The 25,178-nt window shown below is 64.1% G+C and carries 24 protein-coding genes; 13 read left to right on the plus strand and 11 right to left on the minus strand.

From position 1 onward, the window contains the following. Positions 1-50: 50 nt before the first annotated feature. Together RAD04_RS25055 and cysK are read right to left on the minus strand one after the other, a co-directional pair. A complete protein-coding gene (locus tag RAD04_RS25055; RefSeq protein ID WP_028144522.1) occupies positions 51-293 on the minus strand; it encodes a BrnA antitoxin family protein in 243 nt (80 codons plus the stop codon). 3 nt (positions 294-296) lie between these two features. Next, positions 297-1,274: a cysteine synthase A gene (gene cysK / locus RAD04_RS25060; protein WP_461625895.1), complete on the minus strand. Its 978-nt coding sequence runs from the start codon at positions 1,272-1,274 to the stop codon at positions 297-299. 222 nt (positions 1,275-1,496) lie between these two features. Between cysK and RAD04_RS25065 the strand changes: the two genes are divergently transcribed. Next, on the plus strand, positions 1,497-1,715 hold the full coding sequence (locus RAD04_RS25065) for a hypothetical protein (protein ID WP_461625896.1): 219 nt from the start codon (positions 1,497-1,499) through the stop codon (positions 1,713-1,715). A 9-nt stretch (positions 1,716-1,724) separates the two neighbouring features. Here the strand turns inward: RAD04_RS25065 and tgt are convergent, their stop codons facing one another. Then, positions 1,725-2,870 (minus strand): tRNA guanosine(34) transglycosylase Tgt, encoded by a 1,146-nt coding sequence (gene tgt, locus RAD04_RS25070; protein ID WP_461625897.1) that lies wholly within the window; start codon positions 2,868-2,870, stop codon positions 1,725-1,727. A 192-nt stretch (positions 2,871-3,062) separates the two neighbouring features. Between tgt and RAD04_RS25075 the strand changes: the two genes are divergently transcribed. From RAD04_RS25075 to RAD04_RS25090, 4 genes are all read left to right on the plus strand, one after another. Beyond that, positions 3,063-4,271 (plus strand): patatin-like phospholipase family protein, encoded by a 1,209-nt coding sequence (locus tag RAD04_RS25075; RefSeq protein ID WP_461625898.1) that lies wholly within the window; start codon positions 3,063-3,065, stop codon positions 4,269-4,271. A gap of 136 nt (positions 4,272-4,407) precedes the next feature. Further along, a complete protein-coding gene (locus RAD04_RS25080) occupies positions 4,408-5,154 on the plus strand; it encodes a TetR/AcrR family transcriptional regulator (RefSeq protein WP_461625953.1) in 747 nt (248 codons plus the stop codon). A 251-nt stretch (positions 5,155-5,405) separates the two neighbouring features. Then, positions 5,406-6,008: a PepSY domain-containing protein gene (locus tag RAD04_RS25085; protein ID WP_461625899.1), complete on the plus strand. Its 603-nt coding sequence runs from the start codon at positions 5,406-5,408 to the stop codon at positions 6,006-6,008. Between the two features lie 241 nt (positions 6,009-6,249). Next, a complete protein-coding gene (locus tag RAD04_RS25090) occupies positions 6,250-7,287 on the plus strand; it encodes an aspartate-semialdehyde dehydrogenase (RefSeq protein ID WP_461625900.1) in 1,038 nt (345 codons plus the stop codon). A gap of 125 nt (positions 7,288-7,412) precedes the next feature. Here RAD04_RS25090 and queA read toward each other — a convergent pair whose 3' ends face one another. The 5 genes from queA to coaD all read right to left on the minus strand — a co-directional run bounded on the left by queA (position 7,413) and on the right by coaD (position 10,594). Further along, positions 7,413-8,486: a tRNA preQ1(34) S-adenosylmethionine ribosyltransferase-isomerase QueA gene (gene queA / locus RAD04_RS25095; RefSeq protein ID WP_461625901.1), complete on the minus strand. Its 1,074-nt coding sequence runs from the start codon at positions 8,484-8,486 to the stop codon at positions 7,413-7,415. A 117-nt stretch (positions 8,487-8,603) separates the two neighbouring features. Further along, a complete protein-coding gene (locus RAD04_RS25100; RefSeq protein ID WP_018317921.1) occupies positions 8,604-9,068 on the minus strand; it encodes a peptidylprolyl isomerase in 465 nt (154 codons plus the stop codon). After that, positions 9,065-9,487 (minus strand): hypothetical protein, encoded by a 423-nt coding sequence (locus tag RAD04_RS25105; protein ID WP_091963361.1) that lies wholly within the window; start codon positions 9,485-9,487, stop codon positions 9,065-9,067. Before RAD04_RS25105 ends, RAD04_RS25100 begins: the two co-directional genes overlap by 4 nt. Before the next feature lie 9 nt (positions 9,488-9,496). Next, entirely contained in the window at positions 9,497-10,060 is a 564-nt protein-coding gene (locus RAD04_RS25110; protein WP_461625902.1) for a peptidylprolyl isomerase, read from the minus strand. A 36-nt stretch (positions 10,061-10,096) separates the two neighbouring features. Next, positions 10,097-10,594: a pantetheine-phosphate adenylyltransferase gene (gene coaD, locus RAD04_RS25115; protein WP_461618868.1), complete on the minus strand. Its 498-nt coding sequence runs from the start codon at positions 10,592-10,594 to the stop codon at positions 10,097-10,099. Positions 10,595-10,856: 262 nt separating this feature from the next. Between coaD and RAD04_RS25120 the strand changes: the two genes are divergently transcribed. The 3 genes from RAD04_RS25120 to RAD04_RS25130 all read left to right on the plus strand — a co-directional run bounded on the left by RAD04_RS25120 (position 10,857) and on the right by RAD04_RS25130 (position 14,135). Then, on the plus strand, positions 10,857-11,114 hold the full coding sequence (locus RAD04_RS25120; protein WP_018317917.1) for a hypothetical protein: 258 nt from the start codon (positions 10,857-10,859) through the stop codon (positions 11,112-11,114). A gap of 174 nt (positions 11,115-11,288) precedes the next feature. Beyond that, positions 11,289-13,142: a potassium transporter Kup gene (locus RAD04_RS25125; RefSeq protein ID WP_461625954.1), complete on the plus strand. Its 1,854-nt coding sequence runs from the start codon at positions 11,289-11,291 to the stop codon at positions 13,140-13,142. Between the two features lie 36 nt (positions 13,143-13,178). Further along, positions 13,179-14,135 (plus strand): phosphotransferase family protein, encoded by a 957-nt coding sequence (locus RAD04_RS25130; protein WP_461625903.1) that lies wholly within the window; start codon positions 13,179-13,181, stop codon positions 14,133-14,135. Between the two features lie 9 nt (positions 14,136-14,144). Here RAD04_RS25130 and gyrA read toward each other — a convergent pair whose 3' ends face one another. Then, positions 14,145-16,883, minus strand: a complete 2,739-nt coding sequence (gene gyrA / locus RAD04_RS25135; RefSeq protein ID WP_461618870.1) for a DNA gyrase subunit A — start codon at positions 16,881-16,883, stop codon at positions 14,145-14,147. A 357-nt stretch (positions 16,884-17,240) separates the two neighbouring features. Beyond that, positions 17,241-17,738 carry a single-stranded DNA-binding protein gene (locus tag RAD04_RS25140; protein ID WP_018317913.1) on the minus strand — a complete coding sequence of 166 codons (498 nt, stop codon included), beginning with the start codon at positions 17,736-17,738 and terminating at the stop codon, positions 17,241-17,243. 449 nt (positions 17,739-18,187) lie between these two features. Between RAD04_RS25140 and RAD04_RS25145 the strand changes: the two genes are divergently transcribed. The 5 genes from RAD04_RS25145 (at position 18,188) to RAD04_RS25165 (ending at position 24,778) form a co-directional block, all read left to right on the plus strand. After that, positions 18,188-18,937 carry an outer membrane protein gene (locus RAD04_RS25145; RefSeq protein ID WP_461625904.1) on the plus strand — a complete coding sequence of 250 codons (750 nt, stop codon included), beginning with the start codon at positions 18,188-18,190 and terminating at the stop codon, positions 18,935-18,937. Between the two features lie 235 nt (positions 18,938-19,172). Continuing rightward, positions 19,173-19,847: an outer membrane protein gene (locus tag RAD04_RS25150; RefSeq protein ID WP_018317911.1), complete on the plus strand. Its 675-nt coding sequence runs from the start codon at positions 19,173-19,175 to the stop codon at positions 19,845-19,847. A gap of 223 nt (positions 19,848-20,070) precedes the next feature. Next, on the plus strand, positions 20,071-20,817 hold the full coding sequence (locus RAD04_RS25155) for an outer membrane protein (protein WP_461625905.1): 747 nt from the start codon (positions 20,071-20,073) through the stop codon (positions 20,815-20,817). Between the two features lie 285 nt (positions 20,818-21,102). Beyond that, positions 21,103-24,078, plus strand: coding sequence for an excinuclease ABC subunit UvrA (gene uvrA / locus RAD04_RS25160; RefSeq protein WP_461625906.1), 2,976 nt, complete (start codon positions 21,103-21,105; stop codon positions 24,076-24,078). Positions 24,079-24,214: 136 nt separating this feature from the next. Beyond that, a complete protein-coding gene (locus RAD04_RS25165; RefSeq protein WP_461625907.1) occupies positions 24,215-24,778 on the plus strand; it encodes a DinB family protein in 564 nt (187 codons plus the stop codon). Positions 24,779-24,907: 129 nt separating this feature from the next. Here RAD04_RS25165 and RAD04_RS25170 read toward each other — a convergent pair whose 3' ends face one another. Continuing rightward, the gene (locus RAD04_RS25170) at positions 24,908-25,114 is read right to left on the minus strand and encodes a DUF433 domain-containing protein (protein ID WP_461625908.1); all 207 of its coding nucleotides are present in this window, start codon (positions 25,112-25,114) and stop codon (positions 24,908-24,910) included. Between the last annotated feature and the right edge of the window lie 64 nt (positions 25,115-25,178).

A 25,178-nucleotide genomic window follows, 5' to 3' on the forward strand; every position in this document is an offset into this window, starting at 1 on the left:
TTTTCTTTGGTGCGACGGTGTCGCAGCATGCTCCGTCATTGCGAGGTTGGCTACTTCCCCGCGGCTTTGCGCAACGCCTCGTTGATGCGGTCCTGCCAGCCGGGGCCGCCCTCCTGGAAGAACTCCAGCACGTCCTGATCGATGCGCAGCGTCACCTGCTCCTTGATTCCCGGTGCTACGTTCGGCTTCGGCGGCGCCGCGGCGACCTTGGCCGTCACCTTCTTGAACGCCGCCTCGGCCTCGGTCCTGGCATCGCCGAGTGTCCGCGGCCGCCTCGGGGGTTGATCCGCCATGTCCTAGATTCCCTCAAACAGCGCTGTCGAAAGATACCGCTCGGAGAAGGACGGCACGATCGCCAGGATGGTCTTTCCCGCCGCTTCCGGGCGCTTGCCGATCTGGAGCGCGGCCGCGATCGCCGCGCCCGAGGAGATGCCGCCCGGAATGCCCTCATGCCGCGCCAGCGCGCGCGAGGTCTCGATCGCCGTCGTCGAGTTGATCTTCACGATCTCGTCGATCACCGCGCGATCGAGGATGTCAGGGACGAAGCCGGCGCCGATGCCCTGGATCTTGTGCGGCGTATGCTGTCCGCCTGACAGCACCGGGCTTTCCTCCGGCTCGACCGCGACCACGCGCAGTGAGGCCTTGCGCGGCTTGAGCACCTGGCCGACGCCGGTGATCGTGCCGCCGGTGCCAACGCCGGCCACGAAGAAATCGATATTGCCGCCGGTGTCGTTCCATATCTCCTCCGCGGTGGTGCGGCGGTGCACCTCGGGATTGGCGAGGTTCTTGAACTGCTGCGGCATCACCGAGTTCGGCGTCGTCTTCAACAGCTCCTCGGCGGCGGCGATCGCGCCTTTCATGCCCTGCGCCGCCGGCGTCAGCACCAGCTCGGCACCGAGAAATGCCAGCATCTTGCGCCGCTCGATCGACATCGATTCCGGCATCACCAGCTTGAGGCGGTAGCCGCGCGAAGCCGCCACGAAGGCGAGCGCAATGCCGGTATTGCCGGAGGTCGGCTCGATCAGCACGGTGTCGGGTTTGACGATGCCCGCCTTCTCCATCGCGATGATCATGGCCGCGCCGATGCGGTCCTTCACGCTTGCGGCCGGATTGAAATATTCAAGTTTTGCCAAAATCGTGGCATTCACATCGTGCATGCCGGGCAGCCGGCGCAAGCGCACAGTCGGAGTATTGCCGAAGGCATCGACGATCGAGTCATAGATCCGGCCGCGGCCGGGTTGGTGCGCTGCACCCGTGGTGGACGATGCGTCCATGATGAACTCCCTGTGACGACATTTGCGCTTCTTACGCGGCTCATGCGCAGTTACGGATAGCCTGCGACGACACGCAAGCGACAATTGCGGCACATGTTAAATACGCTGCATCGCAAAATCGCGTGAGCTTTAATTAGCAGAAAACCAACGCATTTGTGTTGCGACCTCGTCAACTGATTTTGCTTATGTTAGACTTAGGTCTCAAAGCAGGGAGGTCACACGATGTCAGCAGTTGCTGAAGTGATGTCGACCGTAGCGCTAAGGCGTGATCCGCGTTGCAGCGAGTTGCCGACCTGTCCCGTCTGCGCCGATTCCATGGTCGCCGCCGAAGCATCCGCCTACGTCTCCGACCACTTCATCAGCTATCTCTGGACCTGCGACAATTGCGGCTACGGCTTCGTCACCAAGCACGCCGTGAAGCGTCGGTTCATGTGCAACTAGCGCAGTTGCCTAGCGCGGGGCGATATCGCCCCTCGCCCAGTCCGCGCGCGTACGCTGATAGAACTCGTCGAACCTTCCCTGCGCGATCGCGTCCCTGATGCCCTGCATCAGGAACTGGTAGTAAGCGATATTGATTTCAGACAGCAGCATCGCCCCCAGCGTCTCGCCCGCCTTGACGAGATGGTGCAGATAGGCGCGCGCGTAGTTGCGCGCCGACGGCCATGAGCTCTCCTCATCCAGCGGACGCGGATCGTCGGCGTGGCGCGCATTGCGCAAATTCACCTGGCCGAAGCGCGTGAAGGCGACGCCGTGCCGGCCATTGCGCGTCGGCATCACGCAATCGAACATGTCGATGCCGCGCTTGACAGCTTCGAGGATGTCGTCGGGCGTGCCGACGCCCATCAGATAGCGCGGGCGCTGTTTCGGCAGCAAGGGTGCGGTCTCGTCGATCATCGCCAGCATCACCTCCTGCGGCTCGCCGACGGCAAGGCCGCCGATTGCATAGCCGTGGAAACCGGTCGCGACGAGACCTTGGGCGCTCTCATGGCGAAGCTGCGGGATGTCGCCGCCCTGCACGATGCCGAACAGCATGTAGCCGTCGGGCGCGCTCTCGAAGGCGCGCTTGCTTCGCTCGGCCCAGCGCAGCGACAATTGCATCGCGCGCTCGATGTCGGCGCGCTCGGCCGGCAGCCGCACGCATTCGTCCATCTGCATGGCGATGTCGGAGCCGAGCAAGCGCTGCACCTCGATCGAGCGCTCCGGCGACAACTCCACCTTGGCACCGTCGATATGCGAGCGGAAGGTGACGGCATTCTCGGTGACCTTCCGCAAGTCCGACAGCGACATCACCTGGAAGCCGCCGGAATCCGTCAGCATCGGCCCGTTCCAGCCGGTGAACCTCTGCAAGCCGCCAAGGGCTGCGATCCGCTCGGCGCTCGGACGCAGCATCAGGTGATAGGTGTTGCCGAGCACGATGTCGGCGCCGGCATCGCGCACCTCGCGCCAGTGCATGCCCTTCATGGCACCGGCGGTGCCGACCGGCATGAAGGCGGGCGTGCGCACCACGCCGTGAGGCGTGGTCAGGCGCCCGGTCCGCGCGGCGCCATCAGTGCCGAGCAATTCAAAGTGATTGGGAAGATCATGGTCCGGATTCATGGCGGTGCTTATTGCGTGTCGGCGAAGACCGATCAACCCACCCGCCGCACCCCGCAGCCGGCTATTGCCTCGGACTGGGACACAAATGGGCGCGAATATCGGCGTCGCCACCCTTGTTAAACAAAACGATACAGTGTAGTTTTATCTTGGGGGCTGGACGAGATGCCGCGGCAAATTTGCCGGCGGCGGTAAATGCGTGATCGCCAGCCACCGACAATGCCCTTCGCTTCCTATTCGACTGATGTCGCCGGCCGCTCGCGTGACTGGATCAGGCAGACAGGCGGCCGCCTGGCCGGATTTCTGCTCCTGGCGTGCAGCCTGGTGCTCGGCGCCTGTACCTCGCTGCCCCGCACGCCTTATACGGCCGCGGAAGCCAGCACCTCGCGCGTGCTCGAGATCGACGGCCTCAGGCGCTACGCCGACGAGCCCATCACGAAATTCAGCTTCGAGAAGGACACCAGCACCGCGACGAAGTCCTATCTGGCGCTCTCCGGCGGCGGCGCCGATGGCGCCTACGGCGTCGGCGTGCTCAACGGCTGGACCGCGGCCAGAACCCGTCCCACCTTCTCCGTCGTCTCGGGCGTGAGCACCGGCGGCCTGATCGCGCCGTTTGCGTTTCTGGGCTCGCAATACGACGACACGCTGAAGGAGGTCTATACCAGCGGCATCGCCGAGACCCTGTTGAACGATCCCAGCATCATGCGCGTGCTGTTCGGATCCGGCCTGTTCGGCAACACGAGGCTGCGCGAGCTCGTCGCCCGCTATGTCGGGCCGGAGATCATGGCGCAAGTCGCGCGCGAGAATGCCAAGGGCCGAAAGCTCCTGGTGGTGACGACCGATCTCGACACCCAGCGCACCGCGATCTGGGACATGGGCAAGATCGCCGCGGTCGGCACGCCCGAGGCGCTCAAGCTGTTTCGCGACGTGATGGCGGCCTCCGCCAGCATCCCCCTGGTGTTTCCGCCGATCATGATCGACGCCGAGGGCCAGGGCCGCAAGTTTCAGGAGATGCATGTCGACGGCGGCGTGACCGCGCCGGTGCTGACGCTGCCGGAAGCCCTGCTTTTCCAGGGCAACCGCCTGCCCGGCAACGCGAAGATGGACATCTACATCCTCGTCAACAAGAAGATCGAACGCAATTTCGAGCTGGTCTCCAACGGCACCATCGATGTCGCCTCGCGCAGCCTGTCGGCGATCACCCAGTCGCAGACGCGCTCGATCATTTTCTCGACCTATGATTTCGCCAAACGCAACCGCCTCGGCTTCCACCTCTCCTACATCGCGCGCGAGTATCCGGCGCCGCCGTCGGAAGGGTTCGACACCGCCTATATGCGGGCGCTCTACCAATACGGATATGACAAGGCCGCTGCCGGTCGGGCCTGGAGCTCGACGGTGCCGTGAGCTTCCCGAGACGGAACGAGGCCCTGCCGAAACCGTTGACGATACGGCCAATTCGGCCAGATTCGCGATGACGCCTCCCCTCCTGCGCGATATAGAGCGAATGACGACTGTCAGAAACGCGCAGGAATCATTGGGCATGGGATTGACTGCGACCAGGACGAGACCAGCATCGCCGCGGCGCGAGGTGCCGAAATCCCGCGGCGGCCGACCGACGAAGACCGCCGCCATCGAGCGCGACCAGCGGCTGATCGAGGTCGCCACCCGCCTGTTCCTGGACCGCGGCTTCGACGCCACCTCGCTCGACGCGGTCGCCGAAGCGGCCCGGGTCAGCAAGCCCACGGTCTATTCCCGCTACGGCGACAAGCGCGGGCTGTTTGCCGCCGTGTTGAGGCGCGAGATCGACCGCTGGCTTGCGCCATTGTCGGCCGCCGCCGAGACGCAGCTCTCCAGCGCCTCCGACATCTCGGTCGAGCAACGCCTGGTCGAGATCGGGCGCGAGATGCTGACATTCACCTGCGGACCCGACGCCGTCGCCTTCAGCCGCATGATGACGTCGCAGGCCATCAACTTCCCCGACGTCGCCAAGCTCGGCAAGGAGGAAGGCTGGATGAAAGCCGTCGCCACCACGGCGCGCTTCTTCGACCGTCTTGTGGCGCAAGGTGCGCTCGACGTCGAGGACACCGACATCGCGGCGGAAGTGTTCCTCGACGTCGTCGTCGGTCACACCCACCGCATGGCGACGTTCGGGATGGCGCTCGAATTGAAGGTCGCCGAAAAGCGGATGCGCACGGCCATCAAGCTGTTCCTGGCCGGTGCGCTAGGACCTGTCGACCGCGTCCAAAGCACCACCAAAGGCTCGTCGCGGCGACGCGCCCCGCGCTGACAATTCCGTGAGATTGCGCGCTTTCCCCATGGGAAACCGCCGGCGCCGTTGACCAAAATAAAACGATACGGTATGGTTTAGTTATAAGCGATACGGACCGCCTTTTTCACCAGCCCCAAAAGTGGCCCGTACCGCTGAGATCGCCGTACCGGGTACAGCCCGGTGCAGCGCTCCGCGGCCGGCCGATGCCCAAGGCCGGCCGCGAATTCTTTACGATCATCCGGCACACTCGCTGGCCGAGGGTTTCGAGCATGACGACAGCCAAACGATGGACCTCGCGATTGCTTGCGATCGCCTTGCCTGCGCTGCTCATCGCCGCGCCTGCGCGGGCGATCGTGACCGCGGGTACGCCGACCGCCCTTCACAGCGACACAGATGGTGATGCCGAGGCCGACCGCCAAGCCGTCAGCCGTGAGATCGAGCGTTTCCGCAGCTCGTCGATCTCGATCAGCCAGGCCATGTCGATCGCCGAAGCCCGGCACGCCGGCGCAACCACGGCGGATGTGAGTTTTGACGGGGCCGCCCGCGTGCCGGTGTATCGGGTGAAGACCCTGCACAACGACCGGATCTGGCGCCACACCATCAATGCTACGACCGGCGAGCTCGTCGGCGGCGAAGCCGCCCTCCCCCTCACTGAGCTCGACCACGAGGACCGCGACAACCTCGCAGCGCTCGGTGCGATCAGGCACCGCCTCGCCGATGCCGTGCGCGTCGCCGAACGCGCCGCCTCGGGCAAGGCGATCAGCGGCGGCTTGGTGCGCGAACGCGGCCGGCTGAACTTTTCGATCGTCGTCGTCAGCGGCGACGACCTCAAGGAGGTCACCCTCGAGCCGCCGGGTGCCAAGGCGAAATAGAGGTAGTCCGGCCCCGGGCATCGACCGTGGTGAAAAGCCATTGACGGGCGCAAAACTCTCCCGCATAAGTCGCCGCCATGTTCACGACCACCAAACGCACGACCAAAACCACCACGGCCTCAGGGGCCCGGGGAGGCGTGCGCGCGTAGTCGTCGACTAAAACGCATCAGCTCTACCGAAGCCCCGCCCTCGATGGTCCGGGGCTTTTTTGTTGCCTAAATCTCAGCTCAACCGAAATGCAATGGAGGACAAAGTGAGTAACGATCCAGTCGTCGCGATTGTCGGCGTCACCGGTGCGGTGGGCGCCGAATTCATCGCCACCATGGACAAGCGCGGCTTTCGCGTCGGCAAGCTCAAGGCGCTGGCCAGCGCCCGCTCGGCCGGCAAGACGGTGTCGTTCCGCGGCCAGCCGGTCGTGATCGAGGAGCTGACCGAACGCTCCTTCGAAGGCGTCGATATCGCCCTGTTCTCCGCCGGCGGCAGCATCTCCAAGAAGTATGCGCCGATCGCGGTTAAGTCCGGCGCGGTCGTAGTCGACAACTCCTCCGCCTTCCGCATGGACCCGAACGTGCCGCTGGTGATCCCCGAGATCAACGCGAACCGCATCCGTGACCACAAGGGCATTATCGCCAACCCGAACTGCGCCGCGATCACCGCACTGGTGCCGCTGTGGCCGATCCACCAGAAGAACCGCATCAAGCGCGTGATCATCTCGACCTACCAGGCCGCTAGCGGCGCCGGCGCCGCCGCGATGGAGGAACTGGTCGAATCCACCCGCGCCAATCTCAACGGGCAGGTCTATACGCCGAAGGTGATGCCGCACCCCTACGCCTTCAACCTCTTCAACCACAACACCGCCGTCGACCCTGACACCGGCTACAACGACGAAGAGACCAAGGTCATCATAGAAACCCGCAAGATCTTCGAGGACGAGAAGATCGCGATCGGCGTCACCTGCGTGCGCGTGCCGGTGCTGCGCGCCCATTGCGAGGCCATCACCTTCGAATGCGAGAAGGAGATCACCGAGGACCAGGTCCGCGCCATCATGGCGCAGGCGCCCGGCGTGAAGGTCGTCGACGATCGCGTCAAGAACTACTTCCCGATGCCGATCGACGCCTCGGGCCAGGACGACGTCCTGGTCGGCCGCATCCGCAAGGATCTCAGCGATCCCTCCGGGCATTCGATCTCGATGTTCGTGGCGGCGGATCAGCTGCTCAAGGGCGCTGCGCTGAATGCGGTTCAGATCGCGGAGCTGTTGCCGCAGCGGGTGATGGCGTAACGGAAGGTGGAGGGTGGATTAGCCGTAAGGCGTAATCCACCTCTTTCCTGTCCGCTCGGGTAGAGAAGTGGTGGGTTACGCCAGCTCACTACGCTTCGCGTAGCCGCGGGCTAATCTAACCCACCCTACGGCTCTGCCCGAAACAACAAGCACGCATCGCCATACGAATAGAACCGATACCCGCGCGCAATCGCATGAGCATACGCCTGCTTCATCGTCTCCAGCCCCGAAAACGCCGACACCAGCATGAACAGCGTCGACTTCGGCAAATGGAAATTCGTCATCAAAATATCGACCGCGCGGAAGCGATAGCCGGGCGTGATGAAGATCGAGGTCTCGGCCGCGAAGGGCTGGATGGTGCCGTCTTCGCTCGCCGCGCTCTCGAGCAAGCGCAATGACGTGGTGCCGACGGCGATGATGCGGCCACCATTCTTCCGCGCGCTGTTGAGGCGCTCCGCCGTCTCGACCGAGATCGTGCCCCACTCGGCATGCATCTTGTGGCCTTCGGTGTCGTCCACCTTCACCGGCAGGAACGTCCCTGCCCCGACATGCAGCGTGACCTGGTTGATGCCGACGCCACGCGCGCGCAGCGCCTGCTCCAGCGCCGGGGTGAAGTGCAGTCCCGCGGTGGGCGCTGCGACGGCGCCTTCGTTCACGGCGAACATGGTCTGGTAGTCGGCGAGGTCCTGATCGTCGGGCGTGCGCTTGGAGGCGATGTAGGGCGGCAGCGGCGGGCTGCCGAGATCGTCGATGGCCTGGTCGAGCGCGGGCCCGTGGAACGAGAACGACAACGTGACCTCGCCCTCGAGGCCCTTGGCCTCGACCTCGGCATCGAGATGGCCGAGCAGGCAGACCTTGCCTTCATTGCCGAAGCGGATGCGGTCACCGGCTGTGAGCTTCTTCGCGGGCTTCACCAGCGCCTGCCAGCGCGAGCCGTCGAGCCGCTTGATCAGGGTCGCCTCGATTCTGGGCTCGGTCTCGCGGCCGATGCGGCGGCCCTTCAATTGCGCCGCGATCACCTTGGTGTCGTTGACGACGAGCTGGTCGCCCGGCTTCAGCCATTGCGCGAGATCGGCGATGGTCTGGTCGCGCAGCGCGCCGTTCTCCACGACCAGCATCTTCGCGGAGTCGCGCGGGCTCGCCGGGCGCAACGCGATGCGCTCGGCGGGCAGGTCGAAATCGAACAGGTCGGTGCGCATGTCTCGCTAGCACTGTCATTCCGGACGCCGCGCCTCGAGCGCGGCGATCCGGAATCCCGAGATTGTGGCGCGAGATTCCGGGTTCGCGCCAAGGCGCGCCCCGGAATGACGGGTGACTTACTCAGCGTCCGCCGCCATCCGCGCCTTGACGATCTTGTCGGGGTTCTGCACCGGCTCGCCGCGCTTGATCTTGTCGACGTTCTCCATGCCCTCGGTGACCTTGCCCCACACGGTGTACTGGTTGTCGAGGAAGCGGGCGTCGTCGAAGCAGATGAAGAACTGGCTGTCGCCGGAATCCGGGTTGGCGGCGCGCGCCATCGAGGTGGTGCCGCGCACATGCGGCTCCTTGTTGAACTCGGCCTTCAGCTTCTTGCCCGAGCCGCCGGTACCGGTGCCCTGCGGGCAGCCGGTCTGCGCCATGAAGCCGTCGATCACGCGGTGGAACACGATGCCGTCGTAGAAGCCCTCCCGGACCAGTTCCTTGATGCGCGCGACATGGCCGGGCGCGAGGTCGGGCCGCATCTCGATGGTGACCGGGCCCTGGGTGGTCTCGAGGATCAGGGTGTTTTCGGTGGCGCTCATGCTCGTCTCTCTTGAGTTGGAGGTGAAGTCTTGTCAGGCGTTTTGCGGCTGCGGAACTGGATCGCAAATGGACGTCCCGCGGCGGCACCGGCCATTGCCTCGGTAAATGGCATCGGCGTGCAGCGTTGCAACGCCTCCATCACCGCGATCCGGTATTGCAGCCGGTCATTGTCGGAGGCCTCCGCGGATTCATAGGAGATCCTCGGATGGCCCAGAATGTCGCCGGACCGGTTAAAGCTCACGACGACGGTGATGTCGAGTGGGCGAGCCTTGGCGGCCGGCGGCGGTTTCCAGCAAGTGCGCAGATGCCGGAAGATGTCCTGGATGGTATTGACCTGCCTATCCTCGGCGGCCGCACTGGACACGCCGAGCAACAGCACGGCGGCAACCAGCAGGAGCTTGTCGCCACAGCGCGCCATCGCCGTCTCCTATTTGATGTCGGAGGCGACCTGCACCTTGACCATCTTGTCGGGATCGGTCACGGCGCCGCCGGCCGAGCCGGGAGGAGCCTTCTTCAGCTTGTCGACGACGTCCATGCCCTGCACGACCTCACCGATCACGGTGTACTGGTTATCCAGGCTGCCGCCGTCGGCGAACATGATGAAGAACTGCGAGTTGGCACTGTCGACGCTGTCGCCGCGCCGGGCCATGCCGACGATGCCGCGGGCGAAATGCACCTTGGAGAATTCCTGCTTCAGGTTCGGATATTTCGATCCGCCGGTGCCGTTGAAGTTCTGGCCGTCGCCGGTCTGCGCCATGAAGCCGTCCATGACGCGATGGAACGGCACGTTGTTGTAATAGCCCTCTCGCGCGAGCTGCTTGATGCGCTCGGCATGCTGGGGCGCGATATCGGTGCGCAGCTTGATGACGATGCGGCCCTTGGTGGTGTCGATGACGATGGCGTTGGCCTTGTCGAGGTTGGCCGGCAATTGCTGCGCCACCGCCGGCACCGCGAACAGAAGCGCGGCAAGAACTGCAAAAATTCGGATCATGACAACTCCGGATCAGAGAGAAAAGGAAGCGCGCCGTTATGCGGCGAATTTAGCCTTGAGCTGGGCCGCAACCTGCGGCGGGACGAAGGCCGAGACGTCCCCGCCCATGCCGGCGATCTGCCGCACCAAAGTGGCGGTGATCGGGCGAACCATGGGAGAGGCCGGCAGGAAGACCGTATGCACCTCCGGCGCCATCGCCTCGTTCATGCCGGCGAGCTGCATCTCGTAGTCGAGATCGCTGCCGTCACGCAGGCCCCGAATCATGATCGTCGCACCGTGCTTGCGCGCCGCCGTAACCGACAGATCGTCAAACGTCACGGCTTCGAGCACGCAGCCGGCCTGGGCGGCCACCGGCCCGCAGACGTCATGGAGCATCTGCAGCCGCTCCTCGGTCGAAAACAGCGGCTTCTTTCCGGGGTGGACCCCGATCGCGACCACGAGCCGGTCGCACAGGGAAACGCTGTGCCGGACCACGTCCAGATGGCCGTTGGTGATGGGGTCGAAGGAACCGGGATAGAAGGCAATGCGCGGCATGGCCCCGTCCTACCGCGCCCGGCCCGGCCCGGCAAGCCGGGCCGGTTCCCCAGCCATTTTCCGGCGAAATATCCCCGGGGGCCCTGTCGGCGATGGCCGGTTTGTTTCGTCCTGAGGGCGACCACGAAACAAAGCGGCGCGGACACGAAACCATTTCCCGTGCCGGCGAAGACGTCCGGAAACTGGCCATGGTTACTAATCCGGCCAACGAATGACGGGCCGCACACTGGGCGTAGGCGGCCGCATCACAGGGGACTGTCAAATGATCAAGGCTCTTTCAGCGATCGCTCTGTCTGCGTGTGTCGCCGCCGCCCTTACCCTCCTGCCCGGCTTTGCCCCGAGCGTCGAGGCCAGCGTGCCGCAGCCGCTGGCCAAAAGCGACCGGCTCGATATCCGCGCCATCGGCAAGGACTGCTCGCAGCAGGCCTGGCCGAATTTCGAAGCCTCCTGCCTGCGCAAGGCCGGCACCAAGGCGAATGTCCGCGAGGCTCGCCTCGTGACCGCCAACCGCACCCCGTAGGCCTGTCAGCTTCACGTCACATAATCCCGATGGAGTTTTGCGACGTCTCGTCGCAGACTGGGTTGCTCGCGCCCGCCGGAATGGCCCGTCGGGCGCGATCCCATCGGGGGGTTGCCATTGTCCAGTACGCCCGCTGTCGTTTCCGGCCACCATCCTGATCCGCTACCGCTTGCCATGACCATGGGCGCCCTCGGGGTGGTCTATGGCGATATCGGTACCAGCCCGCTCTATGCCCTGAAGGAAGCCGCCAAGGCGGCTGCCCATGGCGGCACACTCAGTCACGACGCTGTCCTGGGGATTGCCTCGCTGATCCTCTGGGCCCTGCTACTGATCATCTCGCTGAAATATGCGCTGCTGATCCTGCGCGCGGACAATCGCGGCGAAGGCGGCATCGTCGCGCTGCTGGCGCTGCTCCATGCCCGCCACGCCCAGCCAGGCACATGGCGCGCCCACCTCCTGGTGGTCGGGCTCGTCGGCGCTGCGCTGCTCTATGGCGACGGCGCGATCACGCCGGCCATCTCGGTGCTCTCAGCCATCGAGGGCCTCAAGGTCGACGCCCCCTCGCTTGCGCCCGTCGTGGTGCCCGTGACCGTCGCGATCCTGATCGGCCTGTTCATGATGCAGAAGCAGGGCACCGGCTTCATCGGCCGCATCTTCGGCCCGGTGATGCTGGCCTGGTTCGTCGTGCTCGCGGCGCTCGGCATCCACGGCATCGTCAAGGCGCCGGCGGTGCTGGTGGCGCTCAGCCCGCTCTACGCCTTCGACTTCCTGATCCACCAGGATTTCCACATCTCGTTCGGAATTCTCGGCGCGGCCTTTCTCGCGGTGACCGGCGGCGAGGCCATGTATGCCGACATGGGACATTTCGGCCGCCTGCCGATCCGCCTCGCCTGGTTCGCCATCTGCCTGCCCGCGCTGGTGCTGAATTATTTCGGCCAGGCTGCGCTCTTGATCACCGATCCCACGATGATCGAGAACCCCTTCTTCCAGCTCTGCCCCGATGCCCTGCACTATCTGCTCGTCGCATTCTCGACGGTCGCGACCGTGATCGCCTCGCAAGCCATCATCTCCGGCGTGTTCTCGCTGACCCAGCAGTCGATCCAGCTCGGATTCCTGCCGCGCATGCTGATCCGTCACACCACGAGCGACGCGATCGGCCAGATCTACGTGCCCCTGGTGAACTGGCTGCTTGCGGCTGCGACGCTCGGGGCGGTCCTGAGCTTCGGCACGTCGGACGCGCTTGCCGGCGCCTATGGCATCGCAGTGTCGCTGCTGATGGCGATCACGACGCTGCTCGCCGCGCTGGTGGCGATCCAGTGGGGCTATTCGCCCTGGCTGGTGGTTGCCGTGAATGGCTTCTTCTTCGTCATCGACGTGATCTTCTTCTCGGCCAATTCGGTCAAGCTGTTCGAGGGCGGCTGGTTTCCGCTGCTGCTCGCCGGCCTCGTCGCCTTCCTGATGCTGACCTGGCGCGCCGGCGTGAAGCTGGTCGAGGCCGCGAGGGGCCGGCTCCGGCAGCCCGAGGAAGATCTGATCGAGACCGCCGTGAACAAGTGCAGCGCAAGACTGCCCGGGACCGCCGTGTTCCTGGCCTCCGCGCCGCGCGGCGTGCCGCTCGCGCTCACCCAGTTCGTCAGGCACAACCGCGTGCTGCACGAGCGCGTGCTGCTGGTCACCGTGCTGATCGAGGAGCTTCCGCACATCGCGGACGAGGAACGCGCCGAGGTGATCGAGATCATTCCCGGCATCACCCGCGTGATCCTGCATTACGGCTTCATGCAGAACCCGACGATCTATGAGGGCCTGATTCTCGTCTGCCGCCAGAGCAAGCTGCCCGGCATCGACCTCTCCGACATCACCTATTATGTCGGCCGCGAGACCATCATTCCCAGCGAGGACATTCCGGGCATGTGGGTCTGGCGCGAAGGCGTGTTCGCCTTCCTCCAGCGCAACGCCGAACGCTCGGCTGCGTTCTTCGGCGTGCCGACCAAGCAGGTGGTGGAATTCGGCACGGAGCTTGAGATTTAACCGCCGCTCCGCCGACCTACCTGAAAGCGAGCACCAATGCCCGATGTGCCGTTGCAGCTGAAACCCCGGCTGAAGATCTCGGTCGATCAGGCGCAATCAATCGTGCGCCAAATCTTTCCACACGCATCGGTGAACGGCGTCACCGAACTGCATGGCGGGGAGATCAGCACCGTCATCGAGATCGCACTGGTGGATGTAGCAACGTGCATCCTCAAGGTCTATCCTGAATCGCTGCAGTGGAAGATGGCGAAGGAGGTCTACGTGCTGGGTCTCCTGCGAAACCTTGGCCCGGCCATTCCAAAAATCCTGCTCGCCGATGACACGCGATCGGTCATCGAGCTGAACTATGTGCTCATGACCAAGTTGGAGGGCGTCGTGCTTGGCCGACGCGAGGCAACGCTGTCGGAGACCGAGCTGTTTGCGATCTACGCCGAGATGGGCGCGACGCTGCGCCGAATCAACGACGTCACGCTCGACAACTTCGGCTATATCGGCCCCAACGGGGTCTGGACGGCCCATCCGAGCAACCAGGCCTACATGTCGGCGCAGTTCGACCGAAAGCTCAGGGAGTTTCTCACACGCGGCGGCGATCCAGCTTTAGCCGCGCGTCTTCGCGACAGCGTCACGGCACGACAGCATCTGTTCGAGGCAGCAATCACCCCTCGACTGAGCCACTACGATTTCCATGCCGGCAATGTGCTGGTGACGCCGCAGGGCGCACCACGCCTGACGGGCATCGTCGACTTCGAGAATGCGACATCGGGCGATCCGTTGATGGATATCGCGAAGGCGCTGTACTATTTCACGCCGAAGGATGCGCCAAAGCGCGACGGATTGCTCGCCGGCTATGGCACGATCGCACGCCCCGACTGGCAGCAGACGCTCGACCTTTATCGCATGTACTGCACACTGGAGCTCTGGTGCTGGATGGCGCAGATCGACAAGCACCAGGCGCTTGCCGACCTGACGAGAGAGCTTGCGAACGCCGCCTAGAACGGGGCGTCACGCCCCGTTGCCATTCTCGCCGTTGCCGCTCTCGGCCTCTTCCGTGATGTGCTCGACCGAGACGACGTGCTCGTCCTCGGCGGTGTCGAACACGATGACGCCCTGCGTCGAGCGGCCGGCGATGCGGATGCCTTCGACCGGGCAGCGGATCAGTTGGCCCTTGTCCGTGACCAGCATGATCTGGTCGGCATCTTCCACCGGGAAGGACGCGACCAGATTGCCGTTGCGGTTGTTGACGCTCATGGCCACGATGCCTTTGCCGCCGCGGCCGGTGGTGCGGTACTCGTAGGACAAGGTTCGCTTGCCGTAGCCGTTGACGGACACGGTCAGTACGACCTGCTCCTGCGCCGACATCTCGGCGTAACGCTCCTGCGCGAGCTGGAAGCTGCCGGAGGTCTCCTCGGCCTCGGCGTCCACGGCAGCGTCTTCGGCCGCAGCTTCGCCGGCGACGGCGCGGCGCATTTTCAGGTAGGCCGAGCGCTCGTCCGAGGTGGTCTCGACATGGCGCAGGATCGCCAGCGAGATCACCTTGTCGCCTTCGCCGAGCGCGATACCGCGCACGCCCATCGAGGTGCGCCCGGTGAATACGCGCACATCGGGAACCGGGAAGCGGATGCACTGGCCGCCGGCGGCGGTCAGCAGCACGTCGTCGCGCTCGGTGCAGATCTGCACGTCGACGATCGACTCGCCATCGTCCAGCTTCATGGCGATGATGCCGGAGCGGCGGACGTCGACGAAGTCTGACAGCTTGTTGCGGCGGACATTGCCGCCTGTCGTGGCGAACATCACGTCGAGCTCGCCCCAGGTGGATTCGTCCTCCGGCAGCGGCATGATGGTGGTGATGCGCTCGCCCTGCTCCAGCGGCAGGATGTTGATCAGCGCCTTGCCGCGCGCGTTCGGCGCGGCCATCGGCAGACGCCAGACCTTCTCCTTGTAGACCTGGCCGCGCGAGGAGAAGAACAGCACCGGCGTGTGCGTGGAGGCCACGAACAGGCGCGAGACAAAATCCTCGTCGCGGGTCTGCATGCCGGCGCGGCCCTTGCCGCCGCGGCGCTGCGCCCGGTAGGCCGACAGCGGCACGCGCTTGACGTAGCCGGCATGGGACACGGTGACGACCATGTCCTCGCGCTGGATCAGGTCCTCGTCCTCGACCTCGCCTTCCTGCTCGATGATGACGGTGCGCCGCGGGGTGGCGAACTCGGCCTTCACCTCGGCAAGTTCGGTCTTGATGATGCCCAGCACGCGCTCGCGCGAGCGCAGGATGTCGAGATAATCGGCGATCTCGCCGGCAAGCTTGTCGAGCTCATCGCGGATTTCGTCGCGGCCGAGTGCGGTGAGGCGCTGAAGGCGCAGGTCGAGAATGGCCCTCGCCTGCTCCATCGACAGCCGGATCGTGCCGTCCGCGCTGATGCGGTGACGGGGATCGTCGATCAGCGTCAGCATGTCCTCGACGTCCCGGGCCGGCCAGTCGCGCGACATCAGCGTGTCGCGCGCGGTGGTCGGGTCCGGCGAGGTCCGGATGACTCGGATCATCTCGTCGATATTGGCCACCGCGATCGCCAGACCGACCAAAATATGGGCGCGATCGCGCGCCTTGGCGAGCAGGTACTTGGTGCGACGCGTGACGACCCGCTCACGGAAGTCGACGAAGATCGCGAGCAGGTCCTTCAGATGCATGATCCGCGGACGGCCGCTGTCGAGCGCCACCATGTTGACGCCGAAGCTCGTTTGCAGAGGCGTGAACCTGTAAAGCTGATTCAGGACCACATCCGGCACGGCGTCGCGTTTCAATTCGATGACGACGCGGTAACCGTCGCGGTCCGATTCATCGCGCAGGTCGCCGATGCCCTCGATCTTCTTTTCCTTGACCAGTTCGGCGATGCGCTCGACCATCGTCGCCTTGTTCACCTGGTAGGGAATCTCGGTGATGATGATCGCCTCGCGCTCCTTGCGGATGGTCTCGATCGCGACCTTGCCGCGCATGACGACCGAGCCGCGGCCGAGGTGATAGGCGGCGCGGATGCCCTGCCGCCCGAGAATGACGCCGCCGGTCGGGAAATCCGGTCCCGGCACGATGTTGATGAGCTCGTCGATGGTGAGCGCGGGGTTGTCGATCAGCGCAACGCAGGCGTCGATGACCTCGCCGAGATTGTGCGGCGGGATATTGGTCGCCATGCCGACCGCGATGCCGCCGGCGCCGTTGACGAGAAGGTTCGGGAACTTGGCCGGCAAGACCGACGGTTCGGTCTCGTTGTTGTCGTAGTTCGGCTGGAAGTCGACGGTGTCCTTGTCGATGTCGGCCAGCAGAGCCAGCGCGGCCTTGGTCAGGCGCGCTTCGGTGTAACGATAGGCGGCCGGGGGATCGCCATCGACCGAGCCGAAATTGCCCTGGCCGTCGATCAGCGGCACGCGCATCGAGAAGTCCTGCGCCATGCGGACCATGGCGTCGTAAATCGACTGGTCGCCGTGCGGGTGATACTTACCGATGACGTCACCGACCACGCGGGCGGATTTGACGTACTTCTTGTCGGGCGTGTGCCCCTGCTCGTTCATCGAGAACAGGATGCGGCGGTGCACCGGCTTCAGACCGTCCCGGGCATCAGGCAGCGCCCGCGCCACGATCACGCTCATGGCGTAGTCGAGATAGGACTTCTTCATCTCCTCGAAGATGGAGACGGGGCGAATATCCGAGGGTTGCCCCGGCTGGTCGCCGGGCTTGTCGTCGTCGTCAGCCAAGGGGAAATCCGGTGAGGTTTTATCTGGGAATCATATAGCGCATCGAGCCCCTGATAACCACCCTTGCAGGCTTCAGGGAAGCGCTTTTTCCGCTTATTTTTCCAATAACTTACGGCCTTAATGGGGGCGTCTCGGGGGGACCCGGAACAGGCCCTCCGAAATCCCCTTCGAGACTCGTCAATCGCGCGGCCGGCGCGCGCCGTCGACGCGATTGCGCTGGCGCAATCCGAGTTCAACCCAAACATGAAGCGGGCCCGGAAATCCCGAGCCCTTTCTGCCGATTAGTAAGGTTTGCTGACACGAAATGGGAAGCGCCGCTCAGCCGGCCAGCGCCCCCCCTGATCGTCCGGTCCGTGCTCAGAACGGGATATCGTCGTCCATGTCGCTGTTGCGGCCACCGCCGCCGGCGGCCACGGGACGGCGCGGCGCGCTGCTGACCGGACCAGAGGAGCCGAAATCGCCGCCCGGCTCGTCGCCGAAGCTGCCGCCTCCTCCGCCGCCGCCGCGGCCATCGAGCATCGTGAGCGTCGAATTGAAGCCCTGGAGCACGACCTCGGTCGAGTACTTCTCGACGCCGCTCTGGTCGGTCCATTTGCGGGTCTGGAGCGCGCCCTCGATGTAAACCTTCGCGCCCTTCTTCAGGTACTGCTCGGCGACCTTGCAGAGCCCTTCATTGAAGATCACGACGCGATGCCACTCGGTCTTTTCCTTGCGCTCGCCGCTGTTCTTGTCGCGCCAGGTCTCGGAGGTGGCGATGCTCAGATTCGCGATCGGCCGCCCGTCCTGGGTGCGGCGGATTTCAGGATCCTTGCCGAGATTTCCAACCAGAATGACCTTGTTGACGCTTCCCGCCATCGCCGCTCTCCACTCCGAATGCCACTGAATTTCCTAAGGCCAAGCGCGCTGCCCGCGTTCCTCTGCGCCCTGTTAAGGCGACCCTATACGCTTGCAGGGGCTGCTCAGCCCGTCACCCCCAAGGTTATCCCCACATATAGCACCGACCGGCGGTCTGTTCCAGATTTGTTCCTACAGAAATCGACTGCCAAATGTGGAGACGGGATGGCGCCTAAATGGCGCTGTGAAGGCAATCTCGATGGAACCAAATCGGGTTCCCGTGAACGGTAAAAACCACTTAACATTCATTAAGTTAGAGGTAGGTCGATTACACCCAACTGTTGCACTCCGGGCACGGACTCTGCCGCAGAATCGAGCTATCGTCGTGCCTGGAATTGATGCAATGGGCCTCGCGCCTGATAGTCCGCCTTGGGGAACTCAGAGAGGCGGACACGACTGGGGAGATTACAGTGAAGAAGATTCTGATTGGCTTCGCCGGCGCGGTTGCGCTGACCCTCTCGGCTCCGGCCGGTGCTGCCGACCTTGCAGCCCGTCCCTATACAAAGGCGCCGATCGCGCCGCCCGCTCCGATCTATACCTGGACCGGCTTCTACCTCGGTGTGCAGGGCGGTGGTGCCTGGGGCCGCAGCGACGAAACCTTCTTTGGCGGTCCGAATACGGCGCTCTTTGCTGGAAGTCAGAACTACGACACCACCGGCGGCTTTGTCGGTGGCGTGGTCGGCTACAACTGGCAGGCGGCCAACTGGGTGTTCGGCATCGAGGGCGACTATCATTGGGCTGACATCAACGGTCGTTCGGCCGAGATCAACGCCGGCCTCGGCGACACCTATTTCACCAGAATCCGCGGTTTCGGCGACATCAAGGGCCGTCTCGGCTACTCGACCGGCCCCGCTCTCTTCTTCGTCAGCGGCGGCGCTGCGGTCGGCGACATTCAGCATCGCTACGATGGCGTCCCCGGAAACGTCTTCATCCAGAACAACACCCGCTGGGGTTGGACCGTCGGCGCCGGCGCGGAATACATGTTCGCTCCGAACTGGTCGGCCAAGGTCGAATACAACTATATCGATTTCGGCAAGAGCACGATTCAGTACAGCCCCGTCGTGACCAACCGGTCCGAGTGGACCGATACCGTCCACACGGTCAAGGCAGGTGTGAATTATCACTTCAACTGGGGTGCGGCTGGCGTCGCGCGGTACTGATATCCCCCTGACATCATTGACGTCTAAGGCCGGCCTCGCGCCGGCCTTTTTCGTTTGGCGAGACATGAACGGGGGGCAATAAGTCAGTAACCATCACCTTTTCGACCGATGTGGCTTTTCGGAGACACAACTTGCGGCTTTAGTGGTGTAAGCACGGCGTTAGTTGGGCCGTTGAGTCCGCTGCCCTTCCGGTCAGGAAGGCAACAACAGAAACTGGGACTGGGATTAGTTGAAAATGAAGAAGGTTTTGTTGGCTTCGGCCTGTTTGTTCGCTCTCGCTGCGCCCGCTTCGGCGGCCGACCTCGCAGCCCGCCCCTACACCAAGGCTCCGATCGCTCCGGCGGCTGCCGTCTACAACTGGACCGGCTTCTACCTCGGTATCGTCGGTGGCGGCGCCTGGGAAAACGCTTCCGGCGACCCGAAAATGAAGGGTGGCTTCGTCGGCGGCACCGCCGGCTACAACTGGCAGGCCGGCAACGTCGTGTTCGGCATCGAGGCCGATGGTTCCTGGGCTGACGTCAGCGCCTCGGCGACCGCTCTCGGCATCACCGTGTCGTCCAAGACCGACGCGCTCGGCACCGTCCGCGGCCGCATCGGCTGGGCCGTCAACAACGTGCTGTTCTACGGCACCGGTGGTTACGCCTGGATCGACAACAAGGTCAGCGTCAGCGCGCTCGGCGTGACTGTCTCCGACAGCAAGTTCCACTCGGGCTGGACCGTCGGCGCCGGCGTCGAAGCGTTCTTCGCTCCGCAGTGGTCGGTCAAGGGCGAGTACCTCTATCGCAGCCTCGGCGGCGAGACCTACTTCTCCGGTCTCGGCGCTCCGGTCACCACCGGCACGCTCAACTTCCACACCGTGCAGGTCGGCGTGAACTATCACTTCGGCGCCCCCGTGGTCGCCAAGTACTAAGCTACACTTCAACGCCTCGCGTTACGAAAGGCCGGCCTCGCGCCGGCCTTTTTGTTTTTTGCGCGCCAACCGGCTCGCTCGCGTTTTCCGCAGAGATGTGGCGCCAGGGTGACACAACCTTTGGCTTCAATGGTGTAAAGCAATGACATTAGTCGGCTCATAGTCTGCTGGCTCTTCCGCTTTCCGGAAGGTCAGAACGAGGAACGGGAACTGGGGAATGGATATGAAGAAGCTTTTGCTGGCTTCGGCCAGCTTGTTCGCACTCAGCGCGTTGGCACCGGCCTCGGCGGCCGATTTGGCGGCCCGCCCCTACACCAAGGCTCCGGTCGCGCCGATCGCGATGTACAATTGGAGCGGTTTCTACATCGGTATCAACGGCGGCGGCGCCTCGAGCCGCAATTGCTGGGACGTCAACAATATCTTCGGTGTTGCGGGTCCGGACACGGCTGAAGGCTGTCACAATGCGACCGGCGGCGTCGTCGGTGGCCAGGTCGGTTATCGCTGGCAGTCGGCCAATTGGGTGTTCGGCCTCGAAGCTCAGGGCGACTGGGCCAACCTGAAGGGCTCGAATACGAGCTTGGTGCTTGGACCGCTGGTCAACCAGACCAAGATCGATGCGATTGGCCTGTTCACCGGCCAGGTCGGCTATGCCTGGAACAACGTGCTCTGGTACGTGAAGGGCGGCGCGGCCGTCACGCACGCCAAATATAACGGCCTGGTAGGCGGCGTCGTCCTCGATAGCGCGAGCGAGACCCGCTGGGGCGGCGCGGTCGGCACCGGCATCGAATTCGGCTTCGCACCGAACTGGTCCGTGGCGATCGAATACGACCATCTGTTCATGGGCAAGCGCAACAACTCGTTCACGATCCTCGGCGTCAACGACCGCATCGACCGGATCAAGCAGGACGTCGACATGGGCACCGTCCGCCTCAACTACACCTTCGGCGGCCCTGTGGTTGCCCGGTATTGATCTGAAGTCCTGATTGCTACCGACGTTACATCGTCACGAAAGGCCGGCCTCGCGCCGGCCTTTTTGTTTTCGCGGCACCTTGCCGCGCAGTTCCGCAAAGCCCTGCTGCCAGATGCCGCCAGCGCGCCAACATTCCGTTGACGATTCGCAAGTCCCACTGGAAATCCGTCTCCGTTCTTCCTACGTTCGCTGACAACCCCATCGGCGCCGATCCCGGTTCCGGGCGAGCGCGCCTTTTTTATTGGCGCGGTCGCGCACCCATGGGATTCCTTGAGGGCAACTCGGATGGATGAAGTGATCAAGGCGAAGCGCCAACAACAGAACGCGGGCTCCAGCCTGCGCGCAATTACGATCCGTGGCGCGCGCGAGCACAACCTCAAGAACATCGACGTCGAGATTCCCCGCGACAAGCTGGTGGTGTTCACCGGCCTCTCCGGCTCCGGCAAATCCTCGCTCGCCTTCGACACAATCTATGCCGAGGGCCAGCGCCGCTACGTCGAATCGCTTTCGGCCTATGCGCGCCAGTTCCTCGAGATGATGCAGAAGCCTGACGTCGACCAGATCGACGGCCTGTCGCCGGCGATCTCGATCGAGCAGAAGACGACGTCGAAGAACCCGCGCTCCACCGTCGGCACCGTCACCGAGATCTACGACTACATGCGCCTGCTCTGGGCCCGCGTCGGCGTGCCCTCTTCGCCGGCCACGGGCCTGCCGATCGAGAGCCAGACCGTCTCACAGATGGTCGACCGCGTGCTGGCGCTGCCCGAGGGCACCCGCCTCTATCTGCTCGCGCCCGTCGTGCGCGGCCGCAAGGGCGAGTACCGCAAGGAGCTCGCCGAATGGCTCAAGAAGGGCTTTCAGCGCGTCAAGATCGACGGCACCTTCCACGAGCTTGCCGAAGCCCCGACGCTCGACAAGAAATTCCCGCATGACATCGACGTCGTGGTCGATCGTATCGTGGTGCGCGCCGACATCGGCCAGCGCCTCGCCGAGAGCTTTGAGACCGCGCTGAAGCTCGCCGAAGGCCTCGCCGTCGTCGAGTTCGCCGACGCACCGACGGCAGCTCCCACTGAGGAAAAGAAGAAGACCGCCAAGATCCACGACAAGAGCGGACCCGAGCGCATCCTGTTCTCGGAAAAGTTCGCCTGCCCGGTCTCCGGCTTCACCATTCCCGAGGTCGAGCCGCGCCTGTTCTCGTTCAACAACCCCTACGGCGCGTGTCCGGCCTGCGGCGGCCTCGGCGTCGAGCAGCATGTCGACGAAGACCTCGTCATTCCCGACAAGGAGCTCGCCATCGGCAAGGGCGCGATCGCGCCCTGGGCCAAATCGTCCTCGCCCTATTACGTGCAGACGCTGACCGCGCTCGGCAAGCACTACAAATTCACGCTGACCACCAAGTGGAAGGATCTCGCCAAGAAGACGCAAAACGCCATCCTCCACGGCTCCGGCGAGGACGAGATCAAGTTCTCCTATGAGGACGGGGTGCGCTCCTACGACACCAAGAAGCCGTTCGAAGGCGTCATCACCAACATCAACCGCCGCTACCGCGAGACGGAAAGCGAGTGGGCGCGCGAGGAGCTCGCAAAGTACTTCCACGACGTGCCCTGCGAGGGCTGCAAGGGCTTTCGGCTCAAGCCCGAGGCGCTCTGCGTCAAGATCGGCGGCAAGCACATCGGCGAGATTTCCGAGCTGTCCGTGAAGGGCGCCGGTGCATGGTTCGAGACCGTGCCGGAGGCGCTGAACGCGCAGCAGAACGAGATCGCCGGCCGCATTCTGAAGGAAATCCGCGAACGTCTCACCTTCCTGCTCGACGTCGGCCTCAACTATCTCACGCTGTCCCGCTCCTCCGGCACGCTGTCCGGCGGCGAGAGCCAGCGCATCCGCCTGGCCTCGCAGATCGGCTCGGGCCTGACGGGCGTGCTCTACGTGCTGGACGAGCCCTCGATCGGCCTGCACCAGCGCGACAACGCCCGCCTGCTCGACACCCTCAAGCGGCTGCGCGACCTCGGCAACACCGTGATCGTGGTCGAGCATGACGAGGACGCCATCCTGCTCGCTGACCACGTTCTCGACATCGGCCCCGGCGCCGGCATGCATGGCGGCAACATCATTGCCGAAGGCACGCCCGCCGAGATCATGCGCAACCCGAAATCGTTGACCGGCAAGTACCTGACCGGCGAGCTCGAGGTCGAGGTGCCGGAGCGGCGGCCGCCGAACCACCGCCGCACCATCAAGGTGGTCAACGCGCGCGGCAACAATCTCAAGAACGTCACCGCCGAAATTCCGCTCGGCCTGTTCACCGCCGTCACCGGCGTATCAGGCGGCGGCAAGTCGACGCTGCTGATCGACACGCTCTACAAGTCCATCGCCCGCAAGCTGAACAATGCCAGCGAGGGCGCGGCCCCGCATGACCGCATCGAGGGCCTCGAGCACATCGACAAGATCATCGACATCGACCAGTCGCCGATCGGCCGCACGCCGCGCTCCAACCCCGCGACCTACACCGGCGCCTTTACGCCGATCCGCGAATGGTTCGCCGGCCTGCCCGAGTCCAAGGCGCGCGGCTACGAGCCCGGCCGCTTCTCCTTCAACGTCAAGGGCGGCCGCTGCGAGGCCTGCCAGGGCGACGGCGTCATCAAGATCGAGATGCACTTCCTGCCCGACGTCTACGTCACCTGCGACGTCTGCAAGGGCAAGCGCTACAACCGCGAGACGCTCGAAGTCCTGTTCAAGGGCAAGTCTATCGCCGACGTGCTCGACATGACCGTCGAAGAAGCCGCCGAGTTCTTCAAGGCGGTGCCGCGCGTGCGCGAGACTTTTCAAACCTTGCACCGCGTCGGTCTCGATTACATTCACGTGGGCCAACAGGCGACAACACTCTCGGGCGGTGAAGCGCAACGCGTCAAATTGGCAAAAGAGCTGTCCAAACGCGCCACCGGCCGCACGCTTTACATCCTGGACGAGCCCACCACCGGCCTGCACTTCCACGACGTCAAGAAGCTGCTGGAGGTGCTGCACGAGCTGGTGGCGCAGGGCAACACGGTCGTCGTCATCGAGCACAATCTCGAAGTCATCAAGACGGCAGACTGGGTCATCGACCTTGGCCCCGAAGGCGGCGACGGCGGCGGCGAGATCGTCGCCTGGGGCCCGCCGGAAGACATCGCGAAGGCGCCGCGGAGCTACACGGGCAAGTTTTTGGAGCCGGTGCTGAAGAAGGCGAGGAAGCCGAAGCGAAGGAGCACGAGCGAGGCGGCGGAGTAAATCATTGGACTGCGTTGGTTCAGCGTAGCCCGGATGAGCGAAGCGACATCCGGGACCACTCGTGAGGCAATCACCAGCCCCGCATATCGCGTCGATCATGCGGGCTACAGGCGACCGGCTGCAAGGGAGAGCCGCCATGTCCGCTGGCCTTGTGCAGACTTACCGCGCCTTCGCCCACAACAATGCCTGGGCCAACCATCGGCTGCTCTCGGCTTGCGACGCGCTGTCCCAGGCTGAATTCGAAGCCCACCGCACCGGCTTCTTTCCGAGCCTGCAGCGCACCCTCAACCACATCCATGTCATCGATCTATTCTACATCGATGCGCTGGAGGGTGGCTGGCTCGGACCGGCGGCCTGGAAAAACGAGGTGCCGTACCCTTCCCTTGCCGCGCTGAAGCCCGCTCAAGCTGCGATCGACAAGCGGCTGATCGCCATGTGCGATACGCTGACGCCCGCACGACTCGATGACATCGTGAAGATCAATCGCGACACGCAGGTGCAAACCGAGCGCCGCGACCGGCTCCTGATGCATCTCATCCAGCATCAGATCCATCATCGCGGACAGGCGCACGCCATGCTGTCCGAGACAGCCGTCGCCCCGCCTCGGCTCGACGAGTTCTTTGCCGAAGGAGAAGCCCCGCTCCGGGCCGCCGAGTTCGCTGCGCTGGGCTGGACCGAGGAGACCGTGTGGAAGTCCTAGCGGTGTAACATCATCTTGGATCTCGACAGCGCTTGGCGACAGCATTCCGCGGTTCCAGCTTGCATTTTCACGGAGCCAAGAAGCTAAGCCGCCCTTCCCTGGACGCCAGCGCAATTACCTCCATGTCACTCAGACTGGCAGCGAATTCGGCGACGCAAAGGCTTGGGCCGCCCGGATATCGTCAACCGTAAGCCGCGGGTGCTCCGACATGATGGCTTCGATAGTCATGCCCGCGCCCAGCTCGCGCAACACCAACTCGACCAGCACACGCGTTCCGCGGATCACGGGCTTGCCGTCCATGATCTCCGGGTTGATTTCGGTCCGCTCGTGCCGCATGGCTGTCCTCGAAGTCTGCCGAATAGTAGTACGTCCGATCTTTCTTGTCAGCGAACTCCACCCT

It is taken from the genome of Bradyrhizobium sp. 25ACV (assembly GCF_054863005.1).

What these genes read in the sequence shown, in the direction of transcription:
- RAD04_RS25055 (WP_028144522.1), bottom strand. Translation starts at nt 293, where the DNA reads ATGGCGGATCAACCCCCGAGGCGGCCGCGGACACTCGGCGATGCCAGG.
- cysK (WP_461625895.1), bottom strand. Translation starts at nt 1,274, where the DNA reads ATGGACGCATCGTCCACCACGGGTGCAGCGCACCAACCCGGCCGCGGC.
- RAD04_RS25065 (WP_461625896.1), top strand. Translation starts at nt 1,497, where the DNA reads ATGTCAGCAGTTGCTGAAGTGATGTCGACCGTAGCGCTAAGGCGTGAT.
- tgt (WP_461625897.1), bottom strand. Translation starts at nt 2,870, where the DNA reads ATGAATCCGGACCATGATCTTCCCAATCACTTTGAATTGCTCGGCACT.
- RAD04_RS25075 (WP_461625898.1), top strand. Translation starts at nt 3,063, where the DNA reads ATGCGTGATCGCCAGCCACCGACAATGCCCTTCGCTTCCTATTCGACT.
- RAD04_RS25080 (WP_461625953.1), top strand. Translation starts at nt 4,408, where the DNA reads ATGGGATTGACTGCGACCAGGACGAGACCAGCATCGCCGCGGCGCGAG.
- RAD04_RS25085 (WP_461625899.1), top strand. Translation starts at nt 5,406, where the DNA reads ATGACGACAGCCAAACGATGGACCTCGCGATTGCTTGCGATCGCCTTG.
- RAD04_RS25090 (WP_461625900.1), top strand. Translation starts at nt 6,250, where the DNA reads ATGGAGGACAAAGTGAGTAACGATCCAGTCGTCGCGATTGTCGGCGTC.
- queA (WP_461625901.1), bottom strand. Translation starts at nt 8,486, where the DNA reads ATGCGCACCGACCTGTTCGATTTCGACCTGCCCGCCGAGCGCATCGCG.
- RAD04_RS25100 (WP_018317921.1), bottom strand. Translation starts at nt 9,068, where the DNA reads ATGAGCGCCACCGAAAACACCCTGATCCTCGAGACCACCCAGGGCCCG.
- RAD04_RS25105 (WP_091963361.1), bottom strand. Translation starts at nt 9,487, where the DNA reads ATGGCGCGCTGTGGCGACAAGCTCCTGCTGGTTGCCGCCGTGCTGTTG.
- RAD04_RS25110 (WP_461625902.1), bottom strand. Translation starts at nt 10,060, where the DNA reads ATGATCCGAATTTTTGCAGTTCTTGCCGCGCTTCTGTTCGCGGTGCCG.
- coaD (WP_461618868.1), bottom strand. Translation starts at nt 10,594, where the DNA reads ATGCCGCGCATTGCCTTCTATCCCGGTTCCTTCGACCCCATCACCAAC.
- RAD04_RS25120 (WP_018317917.1), top strand. Translation starts at nt 10,857, where the DNA reads ATGATCAAGGCTCTTTCAGCGATCGCTCTGTCTGCGTGTGTCGCCGCC.
- RAD04_RS25125 (WP_461625954.1), top strand. Translation starts at nt 11,289, where the DNA reads ATGACCATGGGCGCCCTCGGGGTGGTCTATGGCGATATCGGTACCAGC.
- RAD04_RS25130 (WP_461625903.1), top strand. Translation starts at nt 13,179, where the DNA reads ATGCCCGATGTGCCGTTGCAGCTGAAACCCCGGCTGAAGATCTCGGTC.
- RAD04_RS25140 (WP_018317913.1), bottom strand. Translation starts at nt 17,738, where the DNA reads ATGGCGGGAAGCGTCAACAAGGTCATTCTGGTTGGAAATCTCGGCAAG.
- RAD04_RS25150 (WP_018317911.1), top strand. Translation starts at nt 19,173, where the DNA reads ATGAAGAAGGTTTTGTTGGCTTCGGCCTGTTTGTTCGCTCTCGCTGCG.
- RAD04_RS25155 (WP_461625905.1), top strand. Translation starts at nt 20,071, where the DNA reads ATGAAGAAGCTTTTGCTGGCTTCGGCCAGCTTGTTCGCACTCAGCGCG.
- uvrA (WP_461625906.1), top strand. Translation starts at nt 21,103, where the DNA reads ATGGATGAAGTGATCAAGGCGAAGCGCCAACAACAGAACGCGGGCTCC.
- RAD04_RS25165 (WP_461625907.1), top strand. Translation starts at nt 24,215, where the DNA reads ATGTCCGCTGGCCTTGTGCAGACTTACCGCGCCTTCGCCCACAACAAT.
- RAD04_RS25170 (WP_461625908.1), bottom strand. Translation starts at nt 25,114, where the DNA reads ATGCGGCACGAGCGGACCGAAATCAACCCGGAGATCATGGACGGCAAG.